Here is a 25986-nt window from a genome sequence, read left to right as displayed (position 1 = left end):
AAAAATCACAACAGAAAGCAATTATGGGGTGGCGTGGTTTTCGATTATTGGCCTCTCAGATTGCCGCCGCCCTGGTGGCCTGGCTGGTCTGGGTCTATCTCATTCATCCCGAAGCCAAGCTGGCGCAGCAATCCGTTGCCGTGCTGGCCGGGGCATTGATAGGCGGCTGGATCTGGTGGCTGGTGGACAGCTGGAATGGTGCGCAGCTGCTGCGCTGGCTGCGTCAATCCGAGCTGGGTGCCGTGCCCAATCTCTCGGGCATCTGGGGCGAGGCCGGCGTGCGCATGCGCCGCTGGATTCGCCAAAGCGTGCAGCAGGTGCAGCAAGGTGATCAGCGCCTGAACGATATCTTGTCGGCCTTGCAGGCCAGTCCCAACGGCGTGGTCTTGCTCGATGCCCAGGGGCGTATTGAATGGTGCAACCAGATTGCTGCCCGCCAGTTCGGCTTCGATGCGGACCGGGATGTGATGCAAAGCATTGGCAATCTGGTGCGTGATCCGCAGTTCAGTGCCTATTTTGCGGCGCAGGATTTCACGCACGATCTGATCATGCAGGGGCGTGAAAGCACGCCTTCGCGTCCCGTCAAACTCTCGGTACAGCTCTATGGCTACGGAGAAGGGCGCAGGCTGCTGCTGGCACGCGATGTGACGGCGCTGGAGCAGGCCGAGGCCATGCGCCGCGATTTTGTGGCCAATGTCTCGCATGAAATCCGCACGCCGCTGACGGTGCTCGCCGGCTTTGTGGAAACCTTGCAGAACCTGCCGTTGGAAGAGGCGGAGCGCAACCGCTACCTGGAACTGATGGCCCAGCAGGCTGAGCGCATGCAGCATCTGGTGGAAGATTTGCTGACCCTCTCGCGTCTGGAAGGCAGTCCTTTGCCCAGCAGCAACGACTGGGTGTCGGTGAGCCAGCTGCTGCAGCGTTGCGAGAACGAGGCGCGCGGTCTGTCTACCGCGCTCACGCGCAAGCAGGCCAGACCGCATGTATTGGAGTTTCCCGCCGATGAGGTGCTGGCGCAGGCCGGTGAAGTGGCCGGTGCCAGTGCGGAGCTGCACAGCGCATTTTCCAATCTGCTGGGCAATGCCATGCGTTACACGCCGGCCGGCGGCAAGATCGAGGTGCGCTGGGAAAGCCTGCCCGATGGCTCGGCCCGTTTTGCCGTCAAGGATTCCGGCGCCGGCATCGACCCCAAGCACATCACGCGGCTGACGGAGCGTTTTTACCGCGTGGATCGCAGCCGCTCGCGGGACACCGGCGGCACGGGCCTGGGTCTGGCCATCGTCAAGCATGTGCTGCAGCGACATGGCGCCACGCTGAGCATCAGCAGCACCGTGGGCCAGGGCTCGGAATTTGCGGTGACATTTCCGCCGCTGCGCATTCGCCAGGGGCAAACCGTGTTGCCACGGCCCCAGGTGGCCGCAGCCGACTAGGCTTCAAGTCTGGGCTGAGGCTGGTGTATGGCGCGGTGCAAGATGGAGCTGAAGGCCAGGGCGGTCACCAGCAAGGCGGCTGCGCTGGCCAGCCAGAAGGGCAAGGGGGTGTGCTGGAGATCGGTCCAGCGCGCTCCTGCTTGCCATTCATAGGCCAGCCAGTATCCCAGGCCCAGGCCGCCGCCCCAGAGCAGCAGGCAATAGATGATGAGCGGAGCGACGGTGATGCGGTAGCAGCGCAGCACAAAAATGCAAAAGGTCTGCACGGCGTCGGCGCAGTGATAAATAGCCACCCAGCTCAGCAGTAGCGAGGCCAGGGCAATGACTTCAGGGCTGCTGGTGTAGATGCTTGCAATCCAGTGTTTTGCTATGAATACCAGAGCTGATAGCGTAATACCTGTAAGCGCTGCAAGCCAAAAACACCTTGAAATCAGGCTGCGGGCCAGGGCTTCGTTGCCTGCGCCGCGCCAGTAGCCTACGCGGGCGCTGGTGGCGATCGCCAGAGACAGCGGCACCATATAGCAAATAGCTGCCAGATTGGCCGCAATCTGATGGCCGGCCGAAGCCAGTGTGCCCTGGCGCGCCACGAACAAGGCCATCAGCGTGAATGAGGTCACCTCCACCAGGATGGCCAGGCCCGCAGGAATGCCCAGGCGCACAAAGTGGCCCAGCATCGTCCAGTCCGGGCGCTCTGGCTTGTGCCACAAGGCCAAGGGGGCGTAAATCGGCTGCAGCCGCAGCAGCTGCAGTGCCACGAAAAACATGAGGTAGTTGACCGTCAGCGTGGCCCAGGCGCAGCCCACGGCGCCCATGGCTGGCAGGCCTGCGCCGCCAAAGGTGAACCAGATGGACAGCGGCACTTTGACGATCAGCGAGAGCAGCTGCAGCCAGGTGACCAGCTGTGGGTGGCCTAGTGCCTGATTGAGTGCGCTGAAGATGCGAAACAGCAGCGCCGGCGGCAGACCAAAGGCCAGTACGGCCAAGTAAAGCTTGACTTCGTGCTGAAGCGCCTCGGGTACATGGGTCCAGCGCAGCAGCGGATCCGGCATGAGGAGTACGGCCATGCCCGCTATGCATGCAATCACGCACAGATACATGGACTGGCGCAGCGACCTGCCAATGGCCAGAGGCTGCTGGGCGCCGCGCTGCTCGGCCCACAAGGGCAAAAGCGCCTGGAAGATGCCCATCAACGAGGCGTAGACGCTGATGAAAATGGCCGCCCCCACAGACAGGGCGGCCACGGCGCTATCGGAGTAGCGGCCGGCAACAATGGTGTCGGTCGTGCCAAACGCCATCACGGCCAGCTGGCCGGCCAGCACCGTGAGTGCATGGCGGCCTATGTGCTTTATCTCGGTGCTGGTGCTCATGGCTTGCTGCCATGGCGCAGCAAGAGCAGTGTTTCCTTGCGGTCGGTAGGCCGCTTGACGCGGGCTACCTGATTCCAGCCTTCCCGCAATTTTTGATTGTGATCGCCGGCCCAGCGGTCCTCATCGACCACCAGCCATTCGCATTGGCCTGGCTTGGCACGGCGCAGCAAGGCGGTATCCACATGCAGGTAATAGCGCAGGGCCGAAATCTGGGCGCGGCCCAGTCCATAGGTCAGCATGCAGCCTTGTTGCTGGTTGGCCTGCATGGGGACGGCAAGCAGCTTCATCTGTGCCTCGTAGCTGCGTGCATGGTCCAGCAGCGGCATCCACAAAGTACATATCAGCAGCCAGGCCAAAGTGGTGCCGCCAGCTGGCAGCACCAGACTTTTCCAGATAGCTGCGCGATTGCGCGAAGTGCGCCAGATCACCAGTACCACCCAACCGGCACTGGCCAGCAAGGCGATCAGCACGGTCAGCCAGTCAATGCTGGCTTCGAATTGCGGGGCCAGGCGCGAGATATTGCTGGCGATTTTGGGTGGATAGCCCGTCTGGAATGCAAGCCAGATCACCCAGATGGCGATGGCCGAGATGCTGAAGAACAGCAGCGTGAACCAGTCGATCAGCGCGCTGATGCTGCGCCGGAAGGTGGGCAGGGCAAAAGCCGCCAGCGTGGCAATGGCGGGCAGGCCCAGCAGCAGGGCGCGGTCTGCGGGGTAGCTGGCAAAGCAGGCAATCAAAGGCACGATGGAGAACCACAGTGCCGTACTCAAATGGGGGTTGTTGCGCGGCTGGGCGATCTGGCGGCGCCAGACCCAGAGCGTCCACAAGGCCAGCGGCCAGGCCGGCCAGCAAAACCACAGCAGCAGCTGCAGCAAGCTGCTCCAGTCCTTGGCCGTGCTGGTGTTCACCAGATTCCAGATCCAGAGATCCAGGGCCGTGGTCAGCGCCACCGCCACAGCGGTGGCTGCAGCCCAGATCAAGGCCCAGATGATGGACTGGCGGGGATTGGCTTCGGCAGCATCGCCCCAGCTGCGCTGAGTCAGGGCAATCAGGCTACCGCCCAGGCCGAACAGCACGGCCATGGTGGGGGCGCCGCTCAGCGCCAGACCTGTCATGCCCAGCAGCAGTGCGATACCGGCCTTGAGGGGGTGATAGGGGTGGGCTGCTGCCGCGAAAAACAGCATGGCCGTGAAGGCCAATTGGGTGACATAGGCCGTGGTTTCGTGTGAGGGCTGGGCCAGGCCCAGGCTGGCGACCAGAGCCAGCAGGGCGGCATCGGCCATGGCTCGGGCATAGTCCACCGGCTGTGCCTCGCCACCGAAAGCAAAGGCCACGGGCTGGGCGCCGGGCGAACGGGCCAGGTAATAAGCGCCCCACCAGGTGGCGGCCAGAACCAGCACCAAAAGGCCGGCGAACGGCAAGCGCGCAGCCATCTCGGGTCCGAGCAGGCCCTGAAACAGCTGCATGGAGAGAGCGCCCAGCCAGTAGGGCAGCAAGCCATCGGCGCCGGGGGCGAGTTCGGCAATGCGGGGCGCCAGCCAACTGGTGTGGCCCAGGGCCAGTTCCCGCATATAGCCGAAAGCCTCCATGTCTGCCGAGCGCCAGGGCCCGCGCATGACAAAGCCTGGCACCACATAGGCCAGGCACAGCAGGAGCAGGGACCAGCGCGGAAGGCGGCGCACGGCACTTTGGGCAACGATGGCGGGTGTGGGTTGATTCACACGAAAATCCTGGTGAGCTGCAGAGCATCCGACATTTCAAACAGAAATGACGCTATGCCCATGTATATCGTTCGATTGATGCTCTTGTATCAAGAGCGGATTTGAGGCCTGGCGCCTCTTGGCGTGCCGCCAGCGAGTGTGCCCTAGTTGCATGCAGCAAGGCAGGTCGCTCAAAAAGAAAAGGCAGCACGGTTGCCCGGGCTGCCCTTGCTTGCAAAGAAGAAAGATTACTTCTTGCCGAAGCGGTTGCGGAACTTCTCCACGCGGCCGCCCATGTTGTCCACCGACTTTTGTGTGCCGGTGTAGAAGGGGTGCGATTCAGAGGAGGTATCCAGCTTGAACAGCGGGTATTCCTTGCCTTCGAAGGTTTCGGTTTCCTTGGTGTTCACGCAAGAACGTGTCACGAACTTGAAGCCGTTGGACAGGTCCGAGAACAGAACTTCGCGGTAGTTAGGGTGAATGCCTTCTTTCATGATCTTCCTTTGGTCAAGTGCGGTAGCCGTGCCAAACCCGCTACAACCCATGTAGCAGTCAGAAATTTGACGTACTTTCCGCAATAGAAAAAGCCCTCCATTATTGCACAGAACGGAAATGGGCTGATAGTTTTCCTTCGCGGTGCAGGCATATGGGCTTCAATGAGCTTGATTGCCCGGGTAGATTGGACCGCCTGATGATCGCAGTCATTTGAGTCCGAAAATGAAAAGGCCCCGCAAGCGGGGCCTTTGTCATGGCTGCAGACGAGCTGCAGTGGCGAATCAACCGCCGCGGCGCATCATGTCGAAGAACTCGATATTGTTCTTCGTGGCCTTCATGTTCTTGATCATCAGTTCCATGGACTCGATCTCGTCCATATTGAACATGAACTGACGCAGGATGCGCGTCTTTTGCAGAATCTCGGGCGCCAGCAGCAGCTCTTCACGGCGGGTGCCGCTCTTGTTGAGCTCGATGGCCGGGAACACGCGCTTTTCATACAGGCGGCGGTTCAGGTGCAGTTCGCTGTTGCCCGTGCCCTTGAACTCTTCAAAGATCACTTCGTCCATGCGGCTGCCGGTATCGACCAGCGCGGTGGCGATGATGGTCAGCGAGCCGCCTTCTTCCACATTGCGTGCTGCACCAAAGAAACGCTTGGGGCGTTGCAGGGCGTTGGAGTCCACACCGCCGGACAGCACCTTGCCGGAGCTGGGCACGACGTTGTTGTAGGCGCGGGCCAGGCGGGTAATGGAGTCCAGCAAAATGACCACGTCCTTGCCCAGCTCCACCAGACGCTTGGCGCGTTCGATCACCATCTCGGCCACGTGAACGTGGCGGGTAGCTGGCTCATCGAAGGTGGAGGCAATGATTTCGCCCTTGACGGAGCGCTGCATTTCCGTCACTTCTTCAGGGCGCTCGTCCACCAGCAGCACCATCATGTGCACGTCGGGGTGGTTGGCCGTGATGGCGTGGGCAATGCTTTGCATCATCATGGTCTTGCCGCTCTTGGGCGGTGCCACGATCAGGGCGCGTTGACCGCGGCCGATGGGGGCAATGATGTCGATGATGCGGCCGGTGATGTTCTCTTCACCCTTCATGTCGCGTTCCAGGCGCATCTGTTCCTTGGGGAACAGGGGCGTCAGGTTCTCGAACATCATCTTGTGCTTGTTGGCCTCTGGTGAGCCGCCGTTGACCTTGTCCAGCTTGGTCAGGGCAAAGTAGCGCTCGCCATCCTTGGGGATGCGCACTTCACCTTCAATCATGTCACCGGTGTGCAGATTGAAGCGACGGACCTGGCTGGGGGAGATATAGATATCGTCCGTGCTGGCCGTGTAGCTGGTGTCGGGGCTGCGCAGAAAGCCAAAGCCATCGGGCAGGATTTCCAGAACACCGTCGGCAAAAACTTGTTCACCCGCTTTGGCGCGTTTCTTGATGATGGCAAACATCAATTCTTGTTTGCGCATACGGCCGACGTTTTCGATTTCGAGGGCTTCGGCCTGCTTCAAGACTTCAGACACGTGCAGTGCCTTGAGTTCATTAAGGTGCATGAAATGACTCCAAAGGTGGAGTGGAGTAACCAGAAAAAGGGGGGAGGCGGGAGCCTAAGAAACACCGTGAAAAGTGGGCAGGCTTGCCTGAAGACATCTCAGCGCGGCCCCGTGCGGAGACCGGCGATTCAAACATTATGACAGGAAAAATCAGATGACCGGCAAGGATTTTTCAGTGCAGATATCAGGATCTGCGCGGTGAAGAAGTCTGAAGGGTATAGGAGAAAACAAAAACGGCCAAGAGCAAAGGTCTTGGCCGCTGTTTTAGCTGGTGGCAGATCAGGCCAGATGCTGATCCAGGAATGCCGACAGCTGGGTCTTGTTCAGCGCGCCCACCTTGGTGGCGGCCAGCTGACCATCCTTGAACAGCATCAGCGTGGGAATGCCGCGGATGCCGAACTTGGCCGGGATTTCGCGGTTTTCGTCCACGTTCATCTTGGTGACCTGCAGTTTGCCTTTATAGCTTTCTGCTGCATCGTCCAAAATGGGGGCAATCATCTTGCAGGGGCCGCACCATTCAGCCCAGTAGTCCACGAGAACGGTGGTGCCGGGTTGCAGTACGTCAGATTCAAAGCTCGCATCAGTGATGTGCTTGATCAATTCGCTGGCCATTGTGAGTCCTGGATTTTCTCAGTCAAAGAAAAGTGGCGGCTAATTCGCCTCTATCGGTTTATTGTGACAGAAACTCATCTCCCGATGCTTGGTGTGGACGGTTGTTTGCTGCTATGGCGCTGATAGCGAAAGCCGGGGTTGACAGGGCTTGCGCGGGATTTCCTGCGAGCCTGGTTGCAATTGTCCCCGGTGGTATTCTGCGCAGCCTTGCTGCAGGCGGCCCGTTGGGGTGGTCTATATTGCAGCGCAATTTGAATGCCGCTTGAGCGGTTAATCGGGTGGGATATGAGTGAATCGGAATCGGCTGCAATGAACTGTGATGTGGCCGTGGTGGGCGCAGGGCCCTCGGGATTGATGGTGGCGGAGCGGCTGGCCGCCCAGGGTTTGAAGGTGCGCGTTTTTGAAACCAAGGCGTCGGCGGCGCGCAAGTTTCTCCTGGCGGGCAAAGGCGGCCTGAATCTCACCCATTCTGAAGCGTTCGAGAGCTTTGTGACGCGCTATGGCAAGCGCAGCGAGCAACTGAAGCCCTGGCTTGAGCAATGGGGCTCGGCCGAGTTGCGCCAGTGGGTGAAGGAGCTGGGCTTTGACACCTTTGTGGGTACTTCCGGGCGGGTCTTTCCCAGCGATATGAAAGCTGCGCCGCTGCTGCGTGCCTGGCTGGTACGTCTCAAGTCTCAGGGGGTGTGCTTTCACACGCGTCACCGCTGGACGGGGTGGAATACCGCCAATCATCCGGTTTTCCAGACCGAAAAAGGCGAGGTGAGCGTCCATTGCCGTGCCCTGGTGCTGGCCACCGGCGGCGGAAGCTGGGCGCGCTTGGGCTCGGATGCCGCCTGGTTGCCTCTGCTGCAAGAAAAGGGCGTGGATATTGCCCCGCTGCAAGCGGCCAATTGTGGTTTTGATGTGGGTGGCCTGGCCACTGCTGACCAGGGTTGGAGCGCGGTGTTCAAACAGCGCTTTGCAGGCCAGCCATTCAAGTCCGTGGCGCTGCGTTTCACGGACGACGAAGGCCGCAGCTTTGCCAAGCAGGGGGAGTTTGTCGCTACGGAAACCGGCGTCGAGGGCAGCCTGATCTATGCCGCTTCGGCCCTGTTGCGGGATGCTGTGGCAAGCCAGGGCAAGGCGACTTTTGAGCTGGACTTGCTGCCTCAGTTCAGTGCCGAGCGTGTTTTGAGCGAGGTGCAGCATCCCCGGGGCTCGCGCAGCTTGAGCAGCCATTTGAAAGGTCGCTTGGGTATTGACGGCATCAAGGCGGGCTTGCTGTATGAGGTGCTTGGCAAGGACGGCATGGCGGATGCGCGTCGTCTGGCTGCCGCCATCAAGGCCTTGCCTGTGACGGTGGTGGCTGCACGCCCTGTGGACGAAGCCATCAGCACGGCAGGTGGCGTGCGGCTTGAAGCCCTGGACGAACGCGGTATGTGCCAGGCTTTGCCCGGCGTGTTCTGTGTGGGGGAGATGCTGGACTGGGAGGCTCCGACCGGTGGCTACCTTCTGACGGCCTGCATGTCCAGCAGTGTTCGGGTGGCTGACGGGGTGGCCGGATTCCTGCAAGGCGCTTGAGCGCGTTGCCGCATAAGCCATCGCTTGCTAGCAAGCGGGCTTGTGCGGTGAGTGGGTCTGGCTTTTTCAATGCTTGACCTGCTAGCCGGCAGTACCAAGAATGAAGTCTCGCTGAAGGGAGTTCTTCCGATGTCCTTGTTGCTGCGCCGTTTGAGAGGTGAGCCATTTCTACAGATTCCCAGTCATGGGCAGATGCTGACTTGCTACAGGCAGTGCATGCTGCTTGGCTTGGTTCTTGGGCTTGTGTCTTTTGCGCTGGCACAACTGCCTTTTGAGTCCTTGGCCTTGCCCTGGCAGATCGCTTGTGGCCTGGTGCCGGGCATAGGCTTTTACTTGGCTGCTGCGTTGATGGCGAGTCGCGCGCCGTCCAGCCTATCGCCTGAGCTGGCGGCCACTCGGTGGCTTTAATCCTGGCGGATCCTCAAATTCTTGCAGAGGCGCATAGATGGATGCTGTTCTGAGTTTTGTGGGAAGTATCTTCAAGCAAGTGGCGTTCGAGCTGCTGTTCTTTTGGCCTGGTTGGCTGGCGCTGAAGGTGCTGACGCTTGGGAAATTTCCGAAGCTGACCAAACCGGGTAGAGATATCAATGACTATGGGGACGTGCAAGCTGTCTCGTACTTTGGCGTGTTAGTGGTTTTGCTGGCTTTAGTCGCCATCGTGAAGTATTGGCCCAAGTGAGGGGGCAATCACGCCCAATACATGATGGCGGTGCTGATGGTGTTGTGCAGTGCGTGGCTCAGTGCCACCAAGACAAACGCGCGGCCAGTTGATGGGCGCACCGAGGCATAGGCGAAAGACAGAATAAGGCCTGTAATGAAGCCTAGGACCACATACTCAATGGAGTAGTTGTGAGCCAGGCCAAAGAGGGCGGCGGATGCAAAGACGGCAACATAGCTTGGTAGTCGCAGCTTCTGGACCAGCAGCCAAAATGGGAGTGCTTGGAATAGAGCTGTTTCAATCAGCGGACCGACAAGCGACCCCATGACGATTCGGGTGCCCACAGAGGTCGATTTGAGCGGCCCCTCTGTGGATGGTGTGCTTATCAATGAAGACAGGAAAATATTGCCGACGACGGTTGCGGTGAATGTCAGCCCTGCAATGACCAGGACGAATAGTGCGGGGTGAAGCTGTCTCAGCCACTCGGCCAATTTGAAAGCTGTCCTCGGAGTCCCGGTTTCAGGCATAGGTTTTTTGCGAGAGCAGGATGCCTGCCATCCTAGCTGCTGGCGCTCGTCCTTGAAAGGACAAAATCCCCGAGTCAGCCGTGAAGGCGCGCATGCTTTTGGAGTCAGATAAGGCGAAAAAAGCAACTCTCGCGGCGGCAGTCAAAGCCTGCGCAGGAGATTCGCGCTTGGCAGAGTCAATATCGCCAGCATGGCGTCGAGTGGCGATTGACGCAGATCTACCCCTGACTTGTCAGAAGTTCCCAGATGCGTTGAGACACGGTCATGTCCAAGCCTTGTCTGAAGGTCAGCCGGAATGCCGCAAATCTGGTGGATTTTCGCTCTTGATAGCAACCTTTGAGAGGTCGCCCAGGTCTTGTGTGGTTGGCAAGGCGCCAGACCAAGATGATGCAAAGACTTGAAGAGAGTTTTCTCTGGAAGGCGACCTCTTGTCTACAAAGAGGTTTTCCATCGAAAGGTGACGAACCTTACCTCGGCACTGGTTCCACAGTTAGGGCTGCTTGGTTCCCCACCTGACCCGGTTGGCCGCTTCCCCATGCGAGGAGGCCCGTCACCGCTGATTATAGGTGCAAATGCATGGTCCCCGGGATCTCGCGGCAGGAATGCACTGCAGATGTGGGATGGCATGCGGCGTACTCGTAGAATCACGGCTTATGTCTTATTTAGTGCTCGCTCGCAAATACCGGCCCCGTACCTTCTCCGAAATGGTGGGGCAGGAGCACGTGGTTCAGGCCCTGACCAATGCGCTGACTCAGCAGCGCCTGCATCACGCCTATTTGTTTACCGGCACGCGCGGGGTGGGCAAGACCACGGTGTCGCGCATTCTGGCCAAGTCGCTCAATTGCCAAGGCGTGGACGGCCAAGGCGGAATCACCGCCACCCCATGCGGTGTTTGCGCAGCCTGCACTGAAATTGATAGCGGACGTTTTCCCGATTACACCGAGCTCGATGCCGCTTCCAACCGTGGCGTGGACGAGGTGCAAAGCCTGCTGGAGCAGGCGGTGTACAAGCCGGTGCAAGGGCGCTTCAAGGTCTTCATGATCGACGAGGTGCACATGCTGACCAACACGGCTTTCAACGCCATGTTGAAGACGCTGGAAGAGCCGCCTGAATATCTCAAGTTTGTGCTGGCCACCACCGATCCGCAAAAAGTGCCGGTCACCGTGCTCTCGCGCTGCCTGCAGTTCAATCTGCGGCCCATGGCCCCCGAGACGGTGCTTGAGCATCTGAGCCATGTGCTGGGCCAGGAGAACGTGCCTGCCGAGCCTCAGGCGCTGCGCCTGCTCTCGCGTGCAGCCCGTGGTTCCATGCGCGATGCGCTCTCGCTGACCGATCAGGCCATTGCCTTTGGTAGCGGCCAGTTGCAGGAAGCCACCGTGCGCCAGATGCTGGGCAGCGTGGATCGCAGCCATGTGTTCAGACTGATTGATGCGCTGGCCCAGGGTGATGGCCGTGTGGTGGTCGAGACCTCGGAGCAGCTGCGCCACAACGGCCTGTCTGCAGCCTCCACTCTGGAAGAGATGTGTGCCGTGCTGCAACGCATGGCCGTGCTGCAGGCCGTGCCCGATATGCCCGTGGATGCCAGCGACCCGGAAGCTGCCGAAGTGGCGCGTCTGGCAGATCTGATGCCCCGCGACGAGACCCAGCTGCTCTACAGCATCTGCTTGCACGGTCGTGCCGAGCTGGGTCTGGCACCGGACGAATATGCGGCGCTGACCATGGCGCTGCTGCGGCTGCTGGCCTTCAAACCGGACAATGCCGAAACCGGCGCGGCTGAAAAAAAAACTCTAGCGCGGACCTCGCCCAGACCTAGCCCGGCGATTGCGGCTCTCGCCACTCCAGCTGTGCGTGAGGTGGCGGAAAGTACGCCACAGAACCTGCCTGCGGCAGTTGTGGCGCCTTTAGCCGAAAAATCAGAGCCAAAACAGTCGGATGCACAGCTAAATCCAGCGCATCGCGCTATGGTTTCCGAGATGCCAAGCGCTACAACTCAGGTGCAAGCCGCGGCTGATGTCGTGCCGCCGCTGCAGCCTACGGAGCCTGCTGCGGCGATCCAACGGGCCCCGGTTGAAGAGCCCAAGCCTGCAGATTCTGTGCAGCAGCAGCCCCATCAGCCCAATGGCATTGTCGATGAACTCGCAGAGGCTGCCGCCGAAGTGGCGGAAGTCGCTGCGGTGGTGGACGAGAGCTATGCTTCCGATGAACTTGCTGCCACTGCCGAAACCATCGATGAGTCCGGCCCCGATGAGGGTGCCTGGGCTGGCATGCCCGAGGAAGGTTGGGCCGACGAAGGCCGCTGGGGCGACGATGCCGAGGTGGATGTCGGTCTGCCGGTGAATGCCGAGCCCCTGCGTGAGCAGCCCGCCGAGCAGGAATCACCCCAGGTGTATGCCAGCACGGTGGTGGATGTGCAGGAGCTGGTGTGCACGCCGGAAGGCGATTTCTGGCAAGGTGTGGTGCAGCAGTTGGTAGATGGCGAAGCCATTGTGGCGCTGGCAAGGCAGCTGGCGCTGCAATCGCAGCTGATGGCGCGCGAAGGCGATCTGTGGACGCTGCGTGTGGAAACCAACTCGCTGAACCAGGCCGGTTCGCGCGAGCGTTTGCGTGCTGCGCTGGAGGCCGCCGGTCATGCGCGACAATTGCAGGTGGAGCAAGGCGCGGTGACGGACACCCCGGCCCGCCGTATGGCGGTGATCACCCAGGCCCGTCAGCGCATTGCCGAAGAAATTGTGACGAACCACTCCATGGTGCAAACCTTGGTGCGTGAGCATGGCGCGAAAATCGTGCCCGGCAGCATCAAGCCCGTAGCTATTCGGCCTGAATAAGGTCTTACGTTTTTTCCCCGAAAGAAGAAGGAATTCACATGTTCAACAAAGGACAACTCGCCGGCCTGATGAAGCAAGCCCAGGCCATGCAGGACAACCTCAAGAAGGCTCAGGACGAACTGGGCAATGTGGAAGTGGAAGGTGAGTCCGGCGCGGGTCTGGTCAAGGTCGTGATGACTTGCAAGCACGATGTCAAGCGCATCACCATCGACCCCAGCCTGCTGGCCGAAGACAAGGACATGCTGGAAGATCTGGTGGCTGCTGCCTTCAATGCTGCCGTGCGCAAGGCCGAAGAGACTTCCAGCGAGAAGATGGGCAAGATCACTGCTGGCATGCCAGGCCTGCCCGGCGGCATGAAGTTCCCCTTCTAACTGCACCCCCTGAGCGGCTATGCCGCTTCCCCCTAAGGGGGACGACACCCTTTGCTGCGGGGCGGCCCTTGCTGGGCGTCTCGCACCTGGATCGCGCCGGTTTCAAGCGGTGCGGGTGGTGTCAAAAATGAATGGCGATCTGGCACCCAGCAGATCGCTTTTTTTCTGGTCAATGAAAGGACAAGCCGTGTCTGATGTGCAATCTCTGGATACCTTGATGGAGGCGCTGCGCCGCCTGCCGGGCGTGGGTATCAAGTCGGCGCAGCGCATGGCGTTTCATTTGCTGCAGCGCGATCATGCCGGGGCCTTGAATCTGGCCAAGGCGCTGGAGTCGGCCGTGAATTCGGTGCGGCACTGCCAGCGCTGCCACACGTTCACCGAAGCCGAGATCTGCTCGATTTGCGACGATGCGGGGCGCGATGCCGCGCGGCTGTGCGTGGTGGAGGCACCGGCCGATATGGCAGCCATGGAGCGCACTGGCGCCTACCAAGGCTATTACTACGTGCTGATGGGGCGCTTGTCGCCGCTCGATGGCGTGGGCCCCAAGGACATCGGCATGGGGCAGCTGCTGCAGCGGGCCTGCGACGGTCAGGTGCAGGAAGTGATCCTGGCCACCAGCTTCACGGCCGAGGGCGAGGCCACGGCGCATGCCATCAGCGAGGCGCTCAAGTCGCGCGGCATCTTGGTGACGCGGCTGGCGCGGGGCGTGCCCATTGGCAGCGAGCTGGAATATGTGGACCTGGGAACCATTGCGCATGCCCTGGTGGACAGGCGCTAGTTGCTATTTTTTCAAGAGCTTGTAGCGTTGGCTCATGAAGGATTTCAGCATGAAATCGGCCTGAATTGATTCGAAGGCAAGCGCTTGGTGCTCGCTTTTTGCCTGCTGCCAAAACACAAAGCCCGCCTGGCGATAGCTGTCAGACGGGCTTTTCCATTTTTTCAAATCGTGTTAACGGCGCTTTTTGGAAGGCGTGCCGCCACGGGCCTTGGGCTCGCTCTTGCCGCCGCGTGGCTGCGCTGCCACCGCTTTGCTGCTGGCACTGGAGCGGGTGCTGGCGTGGGCCGTGCGCGTCGCCCGCACGGGCAGATAGGCCACCAGCGACTGGCCGGCATGCAGCGAGGCCGTGGACTTGAGATCGTTCCAGTCCGCAAGATTGGAGACGCTGACGCCGTAGCGGTTGGCCACGCTGATCAGCGTGTCGCGCTTGCGGGCCTTCACGGTGGAGCGCACGGTGACGATTTCAGGGGCGAAGGAGATCTGGCCGTTGTCGGCCACATGGCCGGCCACGTCGGCATGGACATGGGCGCCGCGGGGCACCATCAGGGCCGAGCCGGCCTTGATCAGCATGCGCGGCGGAATATTGTTCATGGCGCGCAGATCGGATTCGCCCAGGCCCACGCGCTGGGCCGCTTCGGCCACGGTGATGGTGGAGGGCACGGTCCACACCGTCCAGCTGGCAAACTGGCCGTCGTTATAGGCTTGCAGATTGCGGCGGAAGATCTTGGCGTTGTCCCAGGGCAGCAAGACCTTGGGCGTGGCCGCCACAAAAATCACCGGCTTGTGAAAGCTGGGATTCAGGGCCTTGAAGTCTTTGACGCTGACATTGGCCAGCTTGGCCACCAGTTCCACGTCGATGTCATGCGTGATGTCCACGGCCTGGAAGTAGGGGTGGTTTTCGATCACGGGCAGATCGGCGTTGTACTTTTCCGGGTTGGCCACAATGTTCTTGACCGCCTGCAGCTTGGGCACGTACATGCGGGTCTCGGCCGGCATCTGCAGATCGGTGTACTTGGTGGGCAGGCCCAGCTTTTCGTTGCGCTTGATGGCGCGGCTCACGCTGCCTTCGCCCCAGTTGTAGGCGGCCAGGGCCAGATGCCAGTCGCCAAACATGTTGTAGAGTTTTTGCAGATAGTCCAGCGCGGCGCGGGTGGAGGCCAGCACGTCGCGGCGGTCATCGCGGAAGATGTTCTGCTTGAGATCGAAATAACTGCCCGTGGCGGGCATGAATTGCCACATGCCGGCAGCCTTGGCGCTGGAGACGGCCTGAGGGTTGAACGCGCTCTCGATATAGGGCAGCAGCGCCAGCTCGGTGGGCATGCCGCGGCGCTCGAGCTCCTCGACGATGTGGAACAGGTATTTGCTCGAGCGCTCCGTCATGCGCTGGATGTAGTCGGGGCGGCTGGCATACCACTGCTCGCGGTCGGCCACCAGCTCGTGCTCCAGATCGGGCATGGCAAAGCCCTGGCGTATGCGTACCCAGAGGTCGCCCGTGGCTTCCAGCGACGCCACGTCCGAGCTGGACACCTTGCCCCGGCTCAGCGGTGACAACGGACCGTCAGGGTACTGTGAGGAGGTGCTGGAATTGTCGTAACTGGTGGTGGATGCGCAGCCGGTGAGTACAAGCACTCCGGTCAGCAGCAAGGTATGTAGCAGCTTCATCAAAAAACGTTTTTCCATTGGCGCAAGGCGGCCAGCACGCTGGCGGGCTCTTGCGGATTGACTTGGGAGTCGAACTGCACGGCCGCCGCGATGACATCGGGCTGGCGGCTGCGCATGAAAGGGTTGATGGCCTGCTCGGTCTTCAAAGTGGAAGGCAGCGTGGGCTGGTGGGCGGCACGCAAATCCTGACAATGCTGCAGGTACTGAGCCAGATCGGCATTGTTTGGTTCCACGGCCTGCGCAAATCGCAGGTTGGAAATTGTGTACTCATGTGCACAGCACACCAGGGTGTTGCCGGGCAAGGCGGCCAGTGCATCCAGCGAGGTCTGCATTTGCTCTGGCGTGCCTTCAAATAGGCGGCCGCAGCCGCCAGAGAACAGAGTGTCGCCGCAAAACAGCAATGGTTGGTGGTTGGCGCCTTGCGCATGGGAGCTGAAAAACGCAATATGACCGCTGGTATGGCCGGGCACGTCAATCACCTGCCAGGGCCCGCCCAGCACATCGACCTGGTCGCCGCCTTGCACGCGGGTCACGAACTGTGGCTCGGGCAACTGCTCGTAGGCAGGCCCCCAGACCGGGGCGCCGGTGGCTGCGCGCAGTGCGGCCACGCCGCCCACATGGTCGGCATGGTGGTGGGTGACTAGAATGCCTTGCAGCTTCAATCCCAGTCTTTGCAGCACGGCCAGCGCCGGCTCGGCTTCACCGGGGTCTACCACGATGGCGTGCTTGCCATCGTGGAGCATCCAGATGTAGTTGTCGGAAAAGGCGGGGATGGGCAAAAGGTTCATGGGCTGCAAAATTATAGAGATGCATCACTGGACAGATACTGCCTTGGGGCACTACCTCCTGGATTGGGAGCAGCAGCGCTGTGACGAAGCGGTGGCCGATATCTTCGGCTATCACGCCGTTCAGCTGGGCATGCCTGCCTTGCAGGGCTTGCGGGCTAACCGCATGCCCCAGCGCTGGCTGGCGCTGGATAAGGTCGGGGAGTCTGCAGCGGCGCAAGCTGCCAATGTAGCGCAAGCGACCGATGAGTCTGCATCAAAACATGTCCCGCCGGCTCTGGTCGCGGATGCGACAGCGCTGCCGTTTTCCGAGGCCAGCCTGGATCTGGTGCTGATGCCGCATACGCTGGAGACGTCGCACGATCCGCATGCTGCCCTGCGCGAGGCTGCCCGGGTGCTGGTGCCCGAGGGGCGGCTGGTGGTCTGCGGTCTCAATACCTTGAGCCTTCTGGGGCTGCAGCGGCGCGTGGAGCGCAGCGCGGCGCATTTGCCCGATCTGAGTCTGGGCCTGGGTTACTGGCGCTTGCGCGATTGGTTGCAATTACTGGGCTTCGAGATCGAAGCCGTGCAATTTGGCTGTTATCGTCCAGCCACACAAAACGCGCGCTGGCTGGCGCGCTGGCAATTCATGGAAAAACTGGGCCATCGCTGCTGGCCGGCCTTCGGTGGGGTGTATTGCATTGTGGCCGTCAAGCGGGTGCAGGGCATGCGCTTGATCAGCCCCTCATGGCGCAGCAAGAGTGCGCCCTCGGGCGTGCAGATGCCCGTGGCCAACAAACGGCCCGGCGATGCGGCCTGGTGCAGCGATGAGTTCCCTCCATAAAAAGACGCGAAGACCAGCCTGTGTTCGCGACTCCAAGGAAAGAAATTGAATCAAGTAGTGATCTATACCGACGGCGCCTGCAAAGGCAATCCCGGCCCTGGCGGCTGGGGCGTGGTATTGCAGGCCGGTACGGCCGTAAAAGAATTGTTCGGCGGAGAGCTCGATACCACCAACAACCGCATGGAGCTGCAGGCGGTGATCGAGGCGCTGAAAGCATTGAAGCGCCCCTGCGATGTGGTGCTCTACCTGGACAGCCAGTACGTGCGCAAAGGCATTACCGAGTGGATTCATGGCTGGAAGGCCAAGGGCTGGCGCACGGCCAGCAAGGAGCCGGTGAAAAATGCCGAGCAGTGGCAGCAGCTGGATGCCCTGGTCAGCGGTGCCGGTCACCGCATCGACTGGCGCTGGGTCAAGGGCCATGCGGGCGACCCCGGCAATGAACGCGCCGATGCGCTGGCCAACAAGGGCGTGGACAAGGCGCTGGGGCGTCTTTAAACGCTCCAAGCAAGCGCCAGGCAAATAAGTGCCAGTTGCTCTTAGCTGCCGATCTGCTTCAACGCGTCGGTGATGGCCTGCGCATCAGCGGGGCGCACCAGGCGCGCCACTTCCTGGCCGTCACGCAGAAAAACCAGGGTCGGCCAGAGCTTGACCTTGTAGCTGCGGCCCAGGGGGCGGCCGGGGCCGTCTTCCACCTTGATATGCGGCAGCGCGGGCAAGGGTGCCAACGCGGCTTCAATCAGGGCTTGGGCTCTTTGGCAGTGCCCGCACCACGGCGTACCAAACTCCAGCAGTGTTGCACCTTGCAGCGCGTCCATGGCTTGTCGGCTGGGTTCTGTGGCCTCGTGGGTGGCTTGGTACGGCATGTCAGCGGGTCCTGTCTCGATGGAAGAATGGTTCTTGGCAAATGCGATGATGCCTCACCGCGTTTTCGGTCTCTGCGATGCAGTCAGGTGTCAGATCAGGCCGTCCAGAAGGAGTATGGACACGGCTTCGCCCGGTTGTACGTCTGAGCGTTCATGCTCGAGCACCATCAGGCAGTTGGCTGCCACCATGGAGCTGAGCACGCCCGAGCCCTGGGGGCCGGTGCTGCGCACGGTGGCCTGGCCAAGGGCGTTGAGCGCCACCACGCCGCGCAGATATTCGGTACGGCCCGGGCGCTTGCGAAGTTTCTCGGCGCTGAGCGCTTGCATCACGGGTACGTCGCCATCGCTGCAGCCCATGAGGCTGAGCAGGGCCGGGCGTACAAACATCAGAAAGCTGACCATGGCCGCCACGGGATTGCCGGGCAGGCCCAGCAGCACGGCCGGGCGTTTGGCGGCAAAGCTGTTGCTCTTGTTTTGAGAGCTGTCAGCGATTTCCTTGATTGGGCTGAAGGCCGATTTCTCTCCAAAAGCCTCTGCCAGCGAGGCATGGGCTGCCGGGCGCAGCAGGCCCACGGCCAAGGGGCGACCGGGGCGCATGTCCACGCGCCAGAACTGCACCGGCCCCAGGCGCTGCAGCATGGCGCGGGTGTGGTCGGCCTCGCCTGCGCTGATGCCGCCACTGGTCAGCACCACATCGGCCAGGGCCGCGGCTTCGCGCAGCTTTTCTTCCAGTGCCATGGGCTCGTCGGGCACCACGCCCAGGTCCAGCACCTGGACGCCCAGGCGGCGCAGCAGTCCTTGCAGGCTGAAGCGGTTGCTGTCGTAGATTGCGCCTTCGCGCGGCGCTGCGCCGGGGTTGAGGATTTCATCGCCGGTGGAAAAGTAGGCCACGCGCAGGCGTCGGCGCACGCTGACCTGGGCCAGGCCCAGGCTGGCCAGCAGGCCCAGGGCCGCAGGCTTGAGGCGCTGGCCCGCAGCCAGTGCCACAGCGCCGCGCTGCAGGTCTTCGCCGCACAGGCGCAGATTGGCACCGGCGCACACGCTGGCCGCATCAAAGCGGATGTGATCGTCATCGCGGGCATCTGCTGCGACGCTGGCCAGTTCATGGGCAATGACGGTATCCAGCCCGGCGGGCATGACGGCGCCAGTCATGATCTTCACGCATTCGCCGGGCTTTACCGGGTTGGTCCACGGTGCGCCTGCCAGCGCCGTGCCCACCACGCGCAGCTGCACAGTCTGTGCTTGCAGGGCCGAGCTGTGGAAGGCATAGCCGTCCATGGCGCTGTTGTCATGCGGCGGCACGTTGACCGGGCACAGCACATCGGCGGCCAGCACCCGGTCCAGGGCTTCGATCAGGGGCAGGGTTTCGACCTCGGCCACGGCGCCCAGGGGCTCGAGCAGGGAGGCCAGCTGTTGCAGCACCTGCTCCGTGGTGAGGCTTTGGGACAAAGAGGAGGCGGCAGGTTGGAAGATGGCAGTCATGGCTCAAAAAGTCAAAGCGGCCTGTCGCGAAGTGGCGGCAGGGGCTGCAATGCCGATCCTACGCTGCTTGTGCAGTGACCCAGGTCAATTCGGGAACAAGCAAGAGCAGGCGGCAAGCCCGGGCGGTGCCTGGATGAAGAGATGGTGGCATCTGTCGGCACCATCCCCAGCCATCAGCCGCCGATATAACTCATCTCGATGCGGCGGCCGCCGGTGGCGGGGGCCGGGGCGTCGGCGGGCATTTCGCTGCGCAGCTGTGAGTAGCGGTCGTCGCGCTGCTGCCAGATAGGGGCGATGGCCGCAGCCAGCTCCTCATCGCTGGCGCTGCTGCGCAACAGAGTGCGCAAGTCCCAGCCTTGGCTGGCAAACAGGCATAGGTAGAGCTTGCCTTCGGTGGAGAGGCGGGCGCGGTTGCAGTCGCCGCAAAACGCATGGGTCACGCTGCTGATGAAGCCGACTTCGCCCAGCGCCGGATCGTGCAGGCCCTGGGCATTGGCATAGCCCCAGCGCTCGGCGGTTTCGCCGCGCACGCTGGGTGCCAGCGGTACCAGGGGCAGTTCGGCCTGCAGACGTTCCAGCACCTGGGCCGAGGGCAGGACTTCATCCATGCACCAGCCGTTGGTAGCGCCCACGTCCATGTATTCGATAAAACGCAGCGTCACGCCCGTGCCGCGAAAGTGGCGGGCCATGGGCAGGATCTGGTCGTCATTGCTGCCGCGCTTGACCACCATGTTCACCTTGATGTTGGACAGGCCCACGGCCTGCGCCGTCTCTATGCCGTGCAGCACGTCAGAGACGGGAAAGTCCACATCATTCATGCGGCGAAACACCTCGTCGTCCAGGCCGTCCAGGCTGACAGTGACGCGGTTCAGGCCCGCATCCTTCAAGGCCTGAGCCTTGCGCGCCAGCAGCGTGGCATTGGTGGTCAGCGTCAGCTCCAGCGGCTGGCCGTCAAAGGTGCGTAGCTTGGCCAGCTGGGCGATCAGGGTTTCGAGGTTTTTGCGCAGCAGCGGCTCGCCGCCGGTCAGACGAATCTTGCGTACCCCATGTGCGGCAAACACGCGGGCCAGGCGGGTGATTTCCTCAAAGCTCAGCAGCGAGCTGTGAGGCAGGTAGGCATAGTCTTTGTCGAAAACTTCCTTGGGCATGCAGTATCTGCAGCGGAAGTTGCAGCGGTCGGTCACGCTGATGCGCAAGTCATGCAGCGGCCGCCCCCAATGGTCTTGCAGCAGGCCGGTGGGCGCTGTCAGGACGGAGGGGGCGAAGGCCGTGCGTGTTGCAGCACGTTCATCGACCAGAGGAATCACACGTTCAGCCATGTGAGCAATTGTGCCGCAAGCCCTATGTCCGGGCTGCCAATGGGTTGGAGGGGGAATTGAGGTCAATCATCCGCAGCTGCTTTATTTTTGATAGCTGCAAGCTATTCATCGATATAGGCTGAGGCGCAATTTTGTTCAAAGCACTCAGTTTTTGGCTTCTGCCTTGTCCAGTTTGACCAGCGGTTGCCAGCCGGCAAACTCGGGGTAATGCTCGGCCACGCCGGGGCCGTTGAAGTCCCAGCCATGGCACTGGCCCAGATGGCGTGGCGGCAGGCCGTCGTCGCCGGTGGAGAACTGGTTGAGCACGGAGTGAAATGCGGGCGTGGCCATGTTGAAGATCAGCTCGCGCATATGGGTGCAGCCTTCGACGCCGCCCAGGTTTTCATTGATGGCCTTGCGCCAGCCGCGGGTCATGCTGCAGCCCACCATGCGCTGCATGGCGCGTGTGGCTTCGGGGCAGTGGGCCAGTGGGTGGTCGTCCATGGCCGCCTCCACGGCCTGCACCACCAGGCTGGAGTTCACCGTCAACCGTATCCACATATGGTGGATCGGCGTGCCCGCAGGCACATGGCGCTTGCCGTGCAGGGTGATGTCGTAGGTTTTCAGATCGATCAGCTCGGCTTCCACGTCCCATAGATCGTCTTCGCGTGCGTAGCAGCGAAAGCGTACGTCGCGCATGTTGACAAGCTTGCGGTTGGCAGGGGGATGGATCAGGGGCATGGGGGGATATGTGAGTGCGGCTCTTTGGGCTGGCGAGGGCGGCCGCTTGGCGTGGGGAAATCGGCCGATCTTTGCCGCCAGCTAGGGGCTGGCTTCAAGACCGGGCGAAGCTGATGGCATTGTCAAAGCGGCATGGCCGCTGTCCAGCACCTGCATGACAGGCGCGGGACAGAGTCGGCACGCAGAAAATTCATTATCAATGACTACGGTGCACGGGCCTTGATTGAGATTCAGCTCGAGGCCTGGCCGCTTGCCGGCAGCCCGTAGCAGGCAGCTGTCTTGAGGCCGTTCAAATCCAGTACCTCCAGCTTGCCCCGGCGCAGCTGCAGGAGGCCGGCCTGCTGCAGCTCCTGCAGCACCTGGTTGGCCGTCTGGCGCGAGAGGCCGAGCATGCGCGCCAGCTGCTCTTGCGATACGGCCAGTTCGCGGCGGGTACGCAGGCTGTCATTCCACTGGTCATAGCTTTGCGCCATTTGCACCAGGCGGTGGGCCAGGCGCTGCGGGGCGGGCAGCACGGTCTGTTCTTCCAGGGCAATCAGGCAGTTGCGCAGCTTGTCGGTCAGCAGCAAAGCCATGTCGCGCCAGTACTGCGGATTGGCTTCCAGCCACTGGCGCAAGGGCTGATGCGCTATGTGCAGCAGCGTGCAATGCGTGGCGGCATAGGCGTCGTGGGAGCGCGGGGCCTGGTCAAACAGCGCAATCTCGCCCAGCCACATGGGCGGCTCCACCAGAGTCAGCAAGGCGGTGCGGGTTTGCTCGCCCATGGCCGCCGTACCCGCGATGGTGAGCGCGCCGCGCGCCACGGCATACAGACCGCAGGGTGCATCGCCCCGGCGAAACAGCCATTCACCAGCGGCCAGCAGACGTGGCTTGGCCAGGGCGCGCAGCTGTTCGGCCAGAGCGGGCGGCAGCGCGCTGAACCAGCGCCCGGCCTGAAGAATGGCCCAGAGATCGCTTTGCACCACGGAGCTGGCGGCGCGTCGGCTGCCGGAGGCGAGAGGTGGATGGGCTGGCGTGGATTCAGGCATGTGGATTCTTGTGTCGATTGTTTGACAGACGCTGCCGATGCCGCTGCACGACCATGGACATGTCTGCAGAAACCTTGTCATCTGCGCTTCATTTTCTGCAGACGCCACCCCGGCCACAAGGAGATGCAGACAATGAAAACCCTAGTCGATCAGCTGTCCAAGTATGCCGATTACCACCGCGACCCGCGCAACATACTGACGCATTACGTCGGTGTGCCCATGATCATGTTGGCCGTGGTCATCCTGCTGGCGCGCCTGGGATGGGGCCGTGTGGCGGGCTTTCCCATCACTCTGGCCTTGTTGGCGGCGGTGGTGGCGGCCGTGTATTACTGGCGACTGGATAGGCGTTATGGCATGACCATGGGTCTGGTGCTGGCCGCCATGCTGGCGCTGGCCGTGCCGATTGCCGGGCAGAGCACCGCGCTATGGCTGGCCTGGGGTCTGGGTCTGTTTGCCCTGGGCTGGGTGATCCAGTTCGTGGGTCATTTCTACGAAGGCCGCAAGCCCGCTTTCATGGACGACATCATGGGGCTGATCATCGGCCCGCTGTTTGTAGCGGCAGAGCTTGGCTTTGCCATGGGCTTGCGCAAGGAGGTGCAGGCCGCCGTGGAGCAGCGCAGCGGCCCCGTTCGCCGTCGCAGCCTGGCTGGTGCCTGAATTTGCAGTTTGTTTTGCTACTTAATTGATAGCTTATAACGATTGTTGTTAAAAGGTTCTAGGCATTTTTTGCTTGATTTTCAAGCTGCCGGGTTCTGCAAGCCCCACCGCAATCGGGTGCATGTAATGCCGGCGTTAGGGTCCTGCGCCTAAAATCACCGGGTCGTCCCCTGATGGGGGCTTTTTTTGTTTACTACTTCAACCATCATGTCTCTGAACAATGTGACCCCCGGCTCCAAGGCACCTGAAGTCTTCAACGTCGTGATCGAAATCTCGGCCAACTCCGCTCCCGTGAAGTACGAAGTGGACAAGGAAACCGGCTGCGTGTTCGTGGATCGTTTCCTGGGCACTGCCATGCATTACCCCGTGAACTACGGCTATGTGCCCCAGACCCTGTCGGGCGACGGCGACCCCGTGGATGTGCTGGTGATGACTCCCTTCCCCCTGCCCAGCGGCGTGGTGGTTCCCTGCCGTGCACTGGGCATTTTGCAGATGGAAGACGAATCCGGCGTGGACGGCAAAGTGCTGGCCGTGCCTACCCAGAAGCTGCTGCCTGCCTACGACAAGATCAACACTCTCGGCGACATCCACGATCTGGTGCTGCAACAGATTTCCCACTTCTTCGAGCACTACAAGGACCTGGAAAAGGGCAAGTGGGTCAAGGTGCTGGGCTGGAAGGGTCTGGATGTGGCGCACAAGGAAATCACCGACGGCATCGCCAACTACAAGGGCTGATCCACGGGTTTATCCCCTTCGGTCAACACTCTTGTAAGCGCTTTTTGCGCATTGCAGGGCAAACAAGAGAAATACAATTTGAAACGCACCGGGCGATCTGTCCGGTGCGTTTTTTTATGGCCAGAAGCTGCCATGGAGCGCAGTGGCGCTCTGACGGTTGCCCCCGGTGCAGGTTCAAGTCCCGGGCTTGAGGAGATAGCAATGAACTGGAAGATTTCGGATTGGCGGGTAGGCACCAAGCTGGGCGTCAGCTTTCTTGTCATGGTGGTGTTCTCGGCCATCCTGGGCTTGGTGGCCTGGACGCAGCTCAGCCGGATTCATGCTACGGGGACGGTGGTCTCCGAGGTGATGCTGCCCAGCATTTACAACGCTGCCTCCATGCGATCCGACTACAACCGCCTGCGCCGCCATGAGGCCGGCATCTCCACGGCCCGCACCTTGCAGGAGGTGGAAGGCTTTGAAGCGCAGATTCAGCAGCGGCTGAAGACGATCGCCGAGCAGGAAAAAGTGCTGGACGGCCTGATCGACGGTCAGCAACTGCGTGCCGCCTTCGACAACTACCTGGGCTACAAGGCCGAATACCTGAAGCTGCACCAGCGCATGCTGTCCATTGCACGCGATGGCGACTTCAACACCGTGGAGTCGCAGGCCGCCATGGCCGACGAAATGGGGCTGTTCTTTGCCGGAGAGTTTGAAAACGCCTTCAGCAAGCTGGCCGAGAGCACAGGCAAGTTCATGCAGTTGCAGCTCGATGCAGCAGCTGCGGCCCAGGAGGATGAAAAAGCCAGCTATGCATTGGCGCGCTACTGGCTGCTGGGCACGCTGGTGCTGGTGATTGCCGTGGCTGGCGCTGTGGGTGTGGCCATGACGCGGGCAGTGACCAGGCCTGTAGAGCGTGCCGTGCAGGTAGCGCAGGACGTGGCGGCCGGCCGTTTGCAGCGCCCGGTGCTCAACCAGCGCCGCGATGAATTGGGCCTGTTGCTCAATGCGCTGGAGGATATGCGCCGTCAACTGGCCTCGGTGGTGCAGGAAGTTCGCAGCAATGCCCATGGCGTGGCCCTGGCCTCGCGCGAAATTGCCCAGGGCAATGCCGATCTGTCTTCACGTACCGAAAGCCAGGCCAGCGCGCTGGAGGAGACGGCCGCATCCATGGAGCAGCTGGGCTCTACCGTGCGACTGAACGCCGACAACGCCCAGACCGCCAATCAGATGGCACAGACCGCGTCGGATGTGGCGGCCAGGGGCGGCTCCGTGGTGGCCCAGGTGGTCGATACCATGAAGGGCATCAACCAGAGCAGCCGCCAGATTGCCGACATCATCTCCGTCATCGACTCCATTGCCTTCCAGACCAATATCCTGGCGCTGAATGCCGCAGTGGAAGCGGCCCGTGCCGGTGAGCAAGGCCGTGGCTTTGCCGTGGTGGCCGGCGAGGTGCGCACGCTGGCCCAGCGCAGCGCGGAAGCGGCCAAGGAAATCAAGGGCTTGATCAGCGCCAGCGTGGATAGAGTGGACCAAGGCACGCAGCTGGTGGACAAGGCTGGAGAGACCATGGCCGAGATCGTGAGCGCGATTGGCCGTGTGGCCTCCATCATGGGTGAGATCAGCTTGGCCAGCCGCGAGCAAAGCCAGGGTGTGGCCCAGGTGGGTGAGGCCATCACACAAATGGACCAGAACACCCAGCAAAATGCGGCCCTGGTGGAGCAAAGCGCGGCGGCAGCCGATTCGCTGCAACGTCAGGCCCAGGCCATGGTGGCGTCGGTCGCCATCTTCGAAGTGGAGCAGGGCACGGGCAAGGCCGTGCCGGCAATGGCCCCTGTGGCCGTGGTCGCACCCCAACGTGCATCGCGGCCGGCACAGGTGCTTGCACCGGCGAGCGCGTTGAACTCTTCTGCCGCATCGGGCCGCGGGAAAGTGGCGCCCAAGACGGCGGCAGCCAGCGCCGCAGAAGATGAGCAATGGGAGCAGTTTTAAGCTCCGACGAGGGCACCCAGTCTGCAGCTAGTTGGGCTGGCAAGCATTCAAATTGAGCACACATTTTAAAGCCG

Annotated in this window: 25 protein-coding genes and 1 other RNA gene; 11 read left to right on the top strand and 15 right to left on the bottom strand. The window is 61.6% G+C overall.

Annotated features, from left to right (window positions below):
* Positions 1–23 precede the first annotated feature (23 nt).
* Positions 24–1430, top strand: a complete 1407-nt coding sequence (gene phoR, locus EAO39_RS16010) for a phosphate regulon sensor histidine kinase PhoR (protein ID WP_120969234.1) — start codon at positions 24–26, stop codon at positions 1428–1430.
* On the opposite strand, the gene EAO39_RS16005 is transcribed toward phoR, so the two are convergent.
* The 5 genes from EAO39_RS16005 to trxA form a co-directional block, all read right to left on the bottom strand.
* Complete coding sequence (locus EAO39_RS16005; protein WP_120969231.1) at positions 1427–2797, bottom strand: MATE family efflux transporter; 1371 nt, start codon at positions 2795–2797, stop codon at positions 1427–1429. The genes phoR and EAO39_RS16005 overlap by 4 nt on opposite strands.
* Entirely contained in the window at positions 2794–4518 is a 1725-nt protein-coding gene (locus tag EAO39_RS16000; protein WP_120969228.1) for a hypothetical protein, read from the bottom strand. The genes EAO39_RS16005 and EAO39_RS16000 overlap by 4 nt, the downstream gene beginning before the upstream one ends.
* 227 nt (positions 4519–4745) lie before the next feature.
* Positions 4746–4991: a type B 50S ribosomal protein L31 gene (locus EAO39_RS15995; protein ID WP_120969225.1), complete on the bottom strand. Its 246-nt coding sequence runs from the start codon at positions 4989–4991 to the stop codon at positions 4746–4748.
* A 282-nt stretch (positions 4992–5273) separates the two neighbouring features.
* Positions 5274–6536: a transcription termination factor Rho gene (gene rho, locus EAO39_RS15990; RefSeq protein ID WP_120969222.1), complete on the bottom strand. Its 1263-nt coding sequence runs from the start codon at positions 6534–6536 to the stop codon at positions 5274–5276.
* A 279-nt stretch (positions 6537–6815) separates the two neighbouring features.
* Entirely contained in the window at positions 6816–7148 is a 333-nt protein-coding gene (trxA, locus tag EAO39_RS15985) for a thioredoxin TrxA (RefSeq protein WP_120969219.1), read from the bottom strand.
* A 285-nt stretch (positions 7149–7433) separates the two neighbouring features.
* On the opposite strand from trxA, the gene EAO39_RS15980 reads away from it, so the two are divergent.
* The gene (locus tag EAO39_RS15980; RefSeq protein WP_120969216.1) at positions 7434–8708 is read left to right on the top strand and encodes a TIGR03862 family flavoprotein; all 1275 of its coding nucleotides are present in this window, start codon (positions 7434–7436) and stop codon (positions 8706–8708) included.
* A gap of 445 nt (positions 8709–9153) precedes the next feature.
* Complete coding sequence (locus EAO39_RS15970; protein WP_120969211.1) at positions 9154–9387, top strand: hypothetical protein; 234 nt, start codon at positions 9154–9156, stop codon at positions 9385–9387.
* Positions 9388–9395: 8 nt separating this feature from the next.
* Here EAO39_RS15970 and EAO39_RS15965 read toward each other — a convergent pair whose 3' ends face one another.
* A complete protein-coding gene (locus EAO39_RS15965) occupies positions 9396–9857 on the bottom strand; it encodes a CPBP family glutamic-type intramembrane protease (RefSeq protein WP_162989591.1) in 462 nt (153 codons plus the stop codon).
* Positions 9858–10349: 492 nt separating this feature from the next.
* Positions 10350–10445, bottom strand: an RNA gene (ffs, locus tag EAO39_RS15960) — signal recognition particle sRNA small type.
* Positions 10446–10546: 101 nt separating this feature from the next.
* Here ffs and dnaX point away from each other — a divergent pair.
* The 3 genes from dnaX to recR all read left to right on the top strand — a co-directional run bounded on the left by dnaX (position 10547) and on the right by recR (position 13867).
* Positions 10547–12718 carry a DNA polymerase III subunit gamma/tau gene (gene dnaX / locus EAO39_RS15955; RefSeq protein ID WP_120969205.1) on the top strand — a complete coding sequence of 724 codons (2172 nt, stop codon included), beginning with the start codon at positions 10547–10549 and terminating at the stop codon, positions 12716–12718.
* A gap of 38 nt (positions 12719–12756) precedes the next feature.
* Entirely contained in the window at positions 12757–13089 is a 333-nt protein-coding gene (locus EAO39_RS15950; RefSeq protein ID WP_120969202.1) for a YbaB/EbfC family nucleoid-associated protein, read from the top strand.
* A gap of 187 nt (positions 13090–13276) precedes the next feature.
* Positions 13277–13867, top strand: coding sequence for a recombination mediator RecR (gene recR, locus EAO39_RS15945; RefSeq protein WP_120971191.1), 591 nt, complete (start codon positions 13277–13279; stop codon positions 13865–13867).
* A 3-nt stretch (positions 13868–13870) separates the two neighbouring features.
* On the opposite strand, the gene EAO39_RS22705 is transcribed toward recR, so the two are convergent.
* The 3 genes from EAO39_RS22705 to gloB are packed head-to-tail and all read right to left on the bottom strand — an operon-like array spanning position 13871 to position 16317.
* Entirely contained in the window at positions 13871–14032 is a 162-nt protein-coding gene (locus EAO39_RS22705; RefSeq protein ID WP_162989590.1) for a hypothetical protein, read from the bottom strand.
* Between the two features lie 6 nt (positions 14033–14038).
* Positions 14039–15529, bottom strand: a complete 1491-nt coding sequence (locus EAO39_RS15940) for a transglycosylase SLT domain-containing protein (RefSeq protein ID WP_120969199.1) — start codon at positions 15527–15529, stop codon at positions 14039–14041.
* Positions 15529–16317, bottom strand: coding sequence for a hydroxyacylglutathione hydrolase (gene gloB, locus EAO39_RS15935; protein ID WP_120969196.1), 789 nt, complete (start codon positions 16315–16317; stop codon positions 15529–15531). The genes EAO39_RS15940 and gloB overlap by 1 nt, the downstream gene beginning before the upstream one ends.
* Before the next feature lie 19 nt (positions 16318–16336).
* Between gloB and EAO39_RS15930 the strand changes: the two genes are divergently transcribed.
* Both EAO39_RS15930 and rnhA read left to right on the top strand, forming a co-directional pair.
* Positions 16337–17137, top strand: a complete 801-nt coding sequence (locus EAO39_RS15930) for a class I SAM-dependent methyltransferase (RefSeq protein ID WP_120971190.1) — start codon at positions 16337–16339, stop codon at positions 17135–17137.
* 45 nt (positions 17138–17182) lie between these two features.
* Positions 17183–17632 (top strand): ribonuclease HI, encoded by a 450-nt coding sequence (gene rnhA, locus EAO39_RS15925; RefSeq protein ID WP_120969193.1) that lies wholly within the window; start codon positions 17183–17185, stop codon positions 17630–17632.
* Between the two features lie 41 nt (positions 17633–17673).
* Here rnhA and EAO39_RS15920 read toward each other — a convergent pair whose 3' ends face one another.
* From EAO39_RS15920 to EAO39_RS15900, 5 genes are all read right to left on the bottom strand, one after another.
* Positions 17674–18000 (bottom strand): thioredoxin family protein, encoded by a 327-nt coding sequence (locus EAO39_RS15920; RefSeq protein ID WP_120969191.1) that lies wholly within the window; start codon positions 17998–18000, stop codon positions 17674–17676.
* A gap of 90 nt (positions 18001–18090) precedes the next feature.
* Positions 18091–19482: a molybdopterin-binding protein gene (locus EAO39_RS15915; protein ID WP_120969188.1), complete on the bottom strand. Its 1392-nt coding sequence runs from the start codon at positions 19480–19482 to the stop codon at positions 18091–18093.
* A gap of 173 nt (positions 19483–19655) precedes the next feature.
* Positions 19656–20801 (bottom strand): GTP 3',8-cyclase MoaA, encoded by a 1146-nt coding sequence (gene moaA / locus EAO39_RS15910; RefSeq protein WP_120969185.1) that lies wholly within the window; start codon positions 20799–20801, stop codon positions 19656–19658.
* Positions 20802–20945: 144 nt separating this feature from the next.
* Entirely contained in the window at positions 20946–21521 is a 576-nt protein-coding gene (locus EAO39_RS15905; protein WP_120969182.1) for a DUF2889 domain-containing protein, read from the bottom strand.
* Between the two features lie 230 nt (positions 21522–21751).
* Complete coding sequence (locus EAO39_RS15900; protein WP_120969179.1) at positions 21752–22549, bottom strand: Crp/Fnr family transcriptional regulator; 798 nt, start codon at positions 22547–22549, stop codon at positions 21752–21754.
* Positions 22550–22681: 132 nt separating this feature from the next.
* On the opposite strand from EAO39_RS15900, the gene EAO39_RS15895 reads away from it, so the two are divergent.
* From EAO39_RS15895 to EAO39_RS15885, 3 genes are all read left to right on the top strand, one after another.
* Positions 22682–23206, top strand: coding sequence for an Mpo1-like protein (locus EAO39_RS15895; protein ID WP_120969176.1), 525 nt, complete (start codon positions 22682–22684; stop codon positions 23204–23206).
* Between the two features lie 207 nt (positions 23207–23413).
* Positions 23414–23941, top strand: a complete 528-nt coding sequence (gene ppa, locus EAO39_RS15890; RefSeq protein ID WP_120969173.1) for an inorganic diphosphatase — start codon at positions 23414–23416, stop codon at positions 23939–23941.
* 201 nt (positions 23942–24142) lie between these two features.
* Positions 24143–25912 (top strand): methyl-accepting chemotaxis protein, encoded by a 1770-nt coding sequence (locus EAO39_RS15885; RefSeq protein WP_120969170.1) that lies wholly within the window; start codon positions 24143–24145, stop codon positions 25910–25912.
* Positions 25913–25986: the final 74 nt, after the last annotated feature.

It is taken from the genome of Comamonas sp. lk (assembly GCF_900564145.1).
Taxonomy (GTDB): Bacteria; Pseudomonadota; Gammaproteobacteria; order Burkholderiales; family Burkholderiaceae_C; genus Comamonas.
This window is presented reverse-complemented; position numbering and strand designations above follow the sequence as displayed.

Excerpts from the sequence above, each read along its gene's own strand:
- EAO39_RS15885 (WP_120969170.1), top strand. The coding sequence starts at position 24,143 with ATGAACTGGAAGATTTCGGATTGGCGGGTAGGCACCAAGCTGGGCGTC.
- EAO39_RS15905 (WP_120969182.1), bottom strand. The coding sequence starts at position 21,521 with ATGCCCCTGATCCATCCCCCTGCCAACCGCAAGCTTGTCAACATGCGC.
- EAO39_RS15970 (WP_120969211.1), top strand. The coding sequence starts at position 9,154 with ATGGATGCTGTTCTGAGTTTTGTGGGAAGTATCTTCAAGCAAGTGGCG.
- EAO39_RS15930 (WP_120971190.1), top strand. The coding sequence starts at position 16,337 with ATGCATCACTGGACAGATACTGCCTTGGGGCACTACCTCCTGGATTGG.
- EAO39_RS16005 (WP_120969231.1), bottom strand. The coding sequence starts at position 2,797 with ATGAGCACCAGCACCGAGATAAAGCACATAGGCCGCCATGCACTCACG.
- gloB (WP_120969196.1), bottom strand. The coding sequence starts at position 16,317 with ATGAACCTTTTGCCCATCCCCGCCTTTTCCGACAACTACATCTGGATG.
- rho (WP_120969222.1), bottom strand. The coding sequence starts at position 6,536 with ATGCACCTTAATGAACTCAAGGCACTGCACGTGTCTGAAGTCTTGAAG.
- EAO39_RS15900 (WP_120969179.1), bottom strand. The coding sequence starts at position 22,549 with ATGCCTGAATCCACGCCAGCCCATCCACCTCTCGCCTCCGGCAGCCGA.
- EAO39_RS15940 (WP_120969199.1), bottom strand. The coding sequence starts at position 15,529 with ATGAAGCTGCTACATACCTTGCTGCTGACCGGAGTGCTTGTACTCACC.
- EAO39_RS15980 (WP_120969216.1), top strand. The coding sequence starts at position 7,434 with ATGAGTGAATCGGAATCGGCTGCAATGAACTGTGATGTGGCCGTGGTG.
- EAO39_RS15895 (WP_120969176.1), top strand. The coding sequence starts at position 22,682 with ATGAAAACCCTAGTCGATCAGCTGTCCAAGTATGCCGATTACCACCGC.
- EAO39_RS15995 (WP_120969225.1), bottom strand. The coding sequence starts at position 4,991 with ATGAAAGAAGGCATTCACCCTAACTACCGCGAAGTTCTGTTCTCGGAC.
- trxA (WP_120969219.1), bottom strand. The coding sequence starts at position 7,148 with ATGGCCAGCGAATTGATCAAGCACATCACTGATGCGAGCTTTGAATCT.
- EAO39_RS15950 (WP_120969202.1), top strand. The coding sequence starts at position 12,757 with ATGTTCAACAAAGGACAACTCGCCGGCCTGATGAAGCAAGCCCAGGCC.
- EAO39_RS15920 (WP_120969191.1), bottom strand. The coding sequence starts at position 18,000 with ATGCCGTACCAAGCCACCCACGAGGCCACAGAACCCAGCCGACAAGCC.
- moaA (WP_120969185.1), bottom strand. The coding sequence starts at position 20,801 with ATGGCTGAACGTGTGATTCCTCTGGTCGATGAACGTGCTGCAACACGC.
- ppa (WP_120969173.1), top strand. The coding sequence starts at position 23,414 with ATGTCTCTGAACAATGTGACCCCCGGCTCCAAGGCACCTGAAGTCTTC.
- EAO39_RS15915 (WP_120969188.1), bottom strand. The coding sequence starts at position 19,482 with ATGACTGCCATCTTCCAACCTGCCGCCTCCTCTTTGTCCCAAAGCCTC.
- phoR (WP_120969234.1), top strand. The coding sequence starts at position 24 with ATGGGGTGGCGTGGTTTTCGATTATTGGCCTCTCAGATTGCCGCCGCC.
- dnaX (WP_120969205.1), top strand. The coding sequence starts at position 10,547 with ATGTCTTATTTAGTGCTCGCTCGCAAATACCGGCCCCGTACCTTCTCC.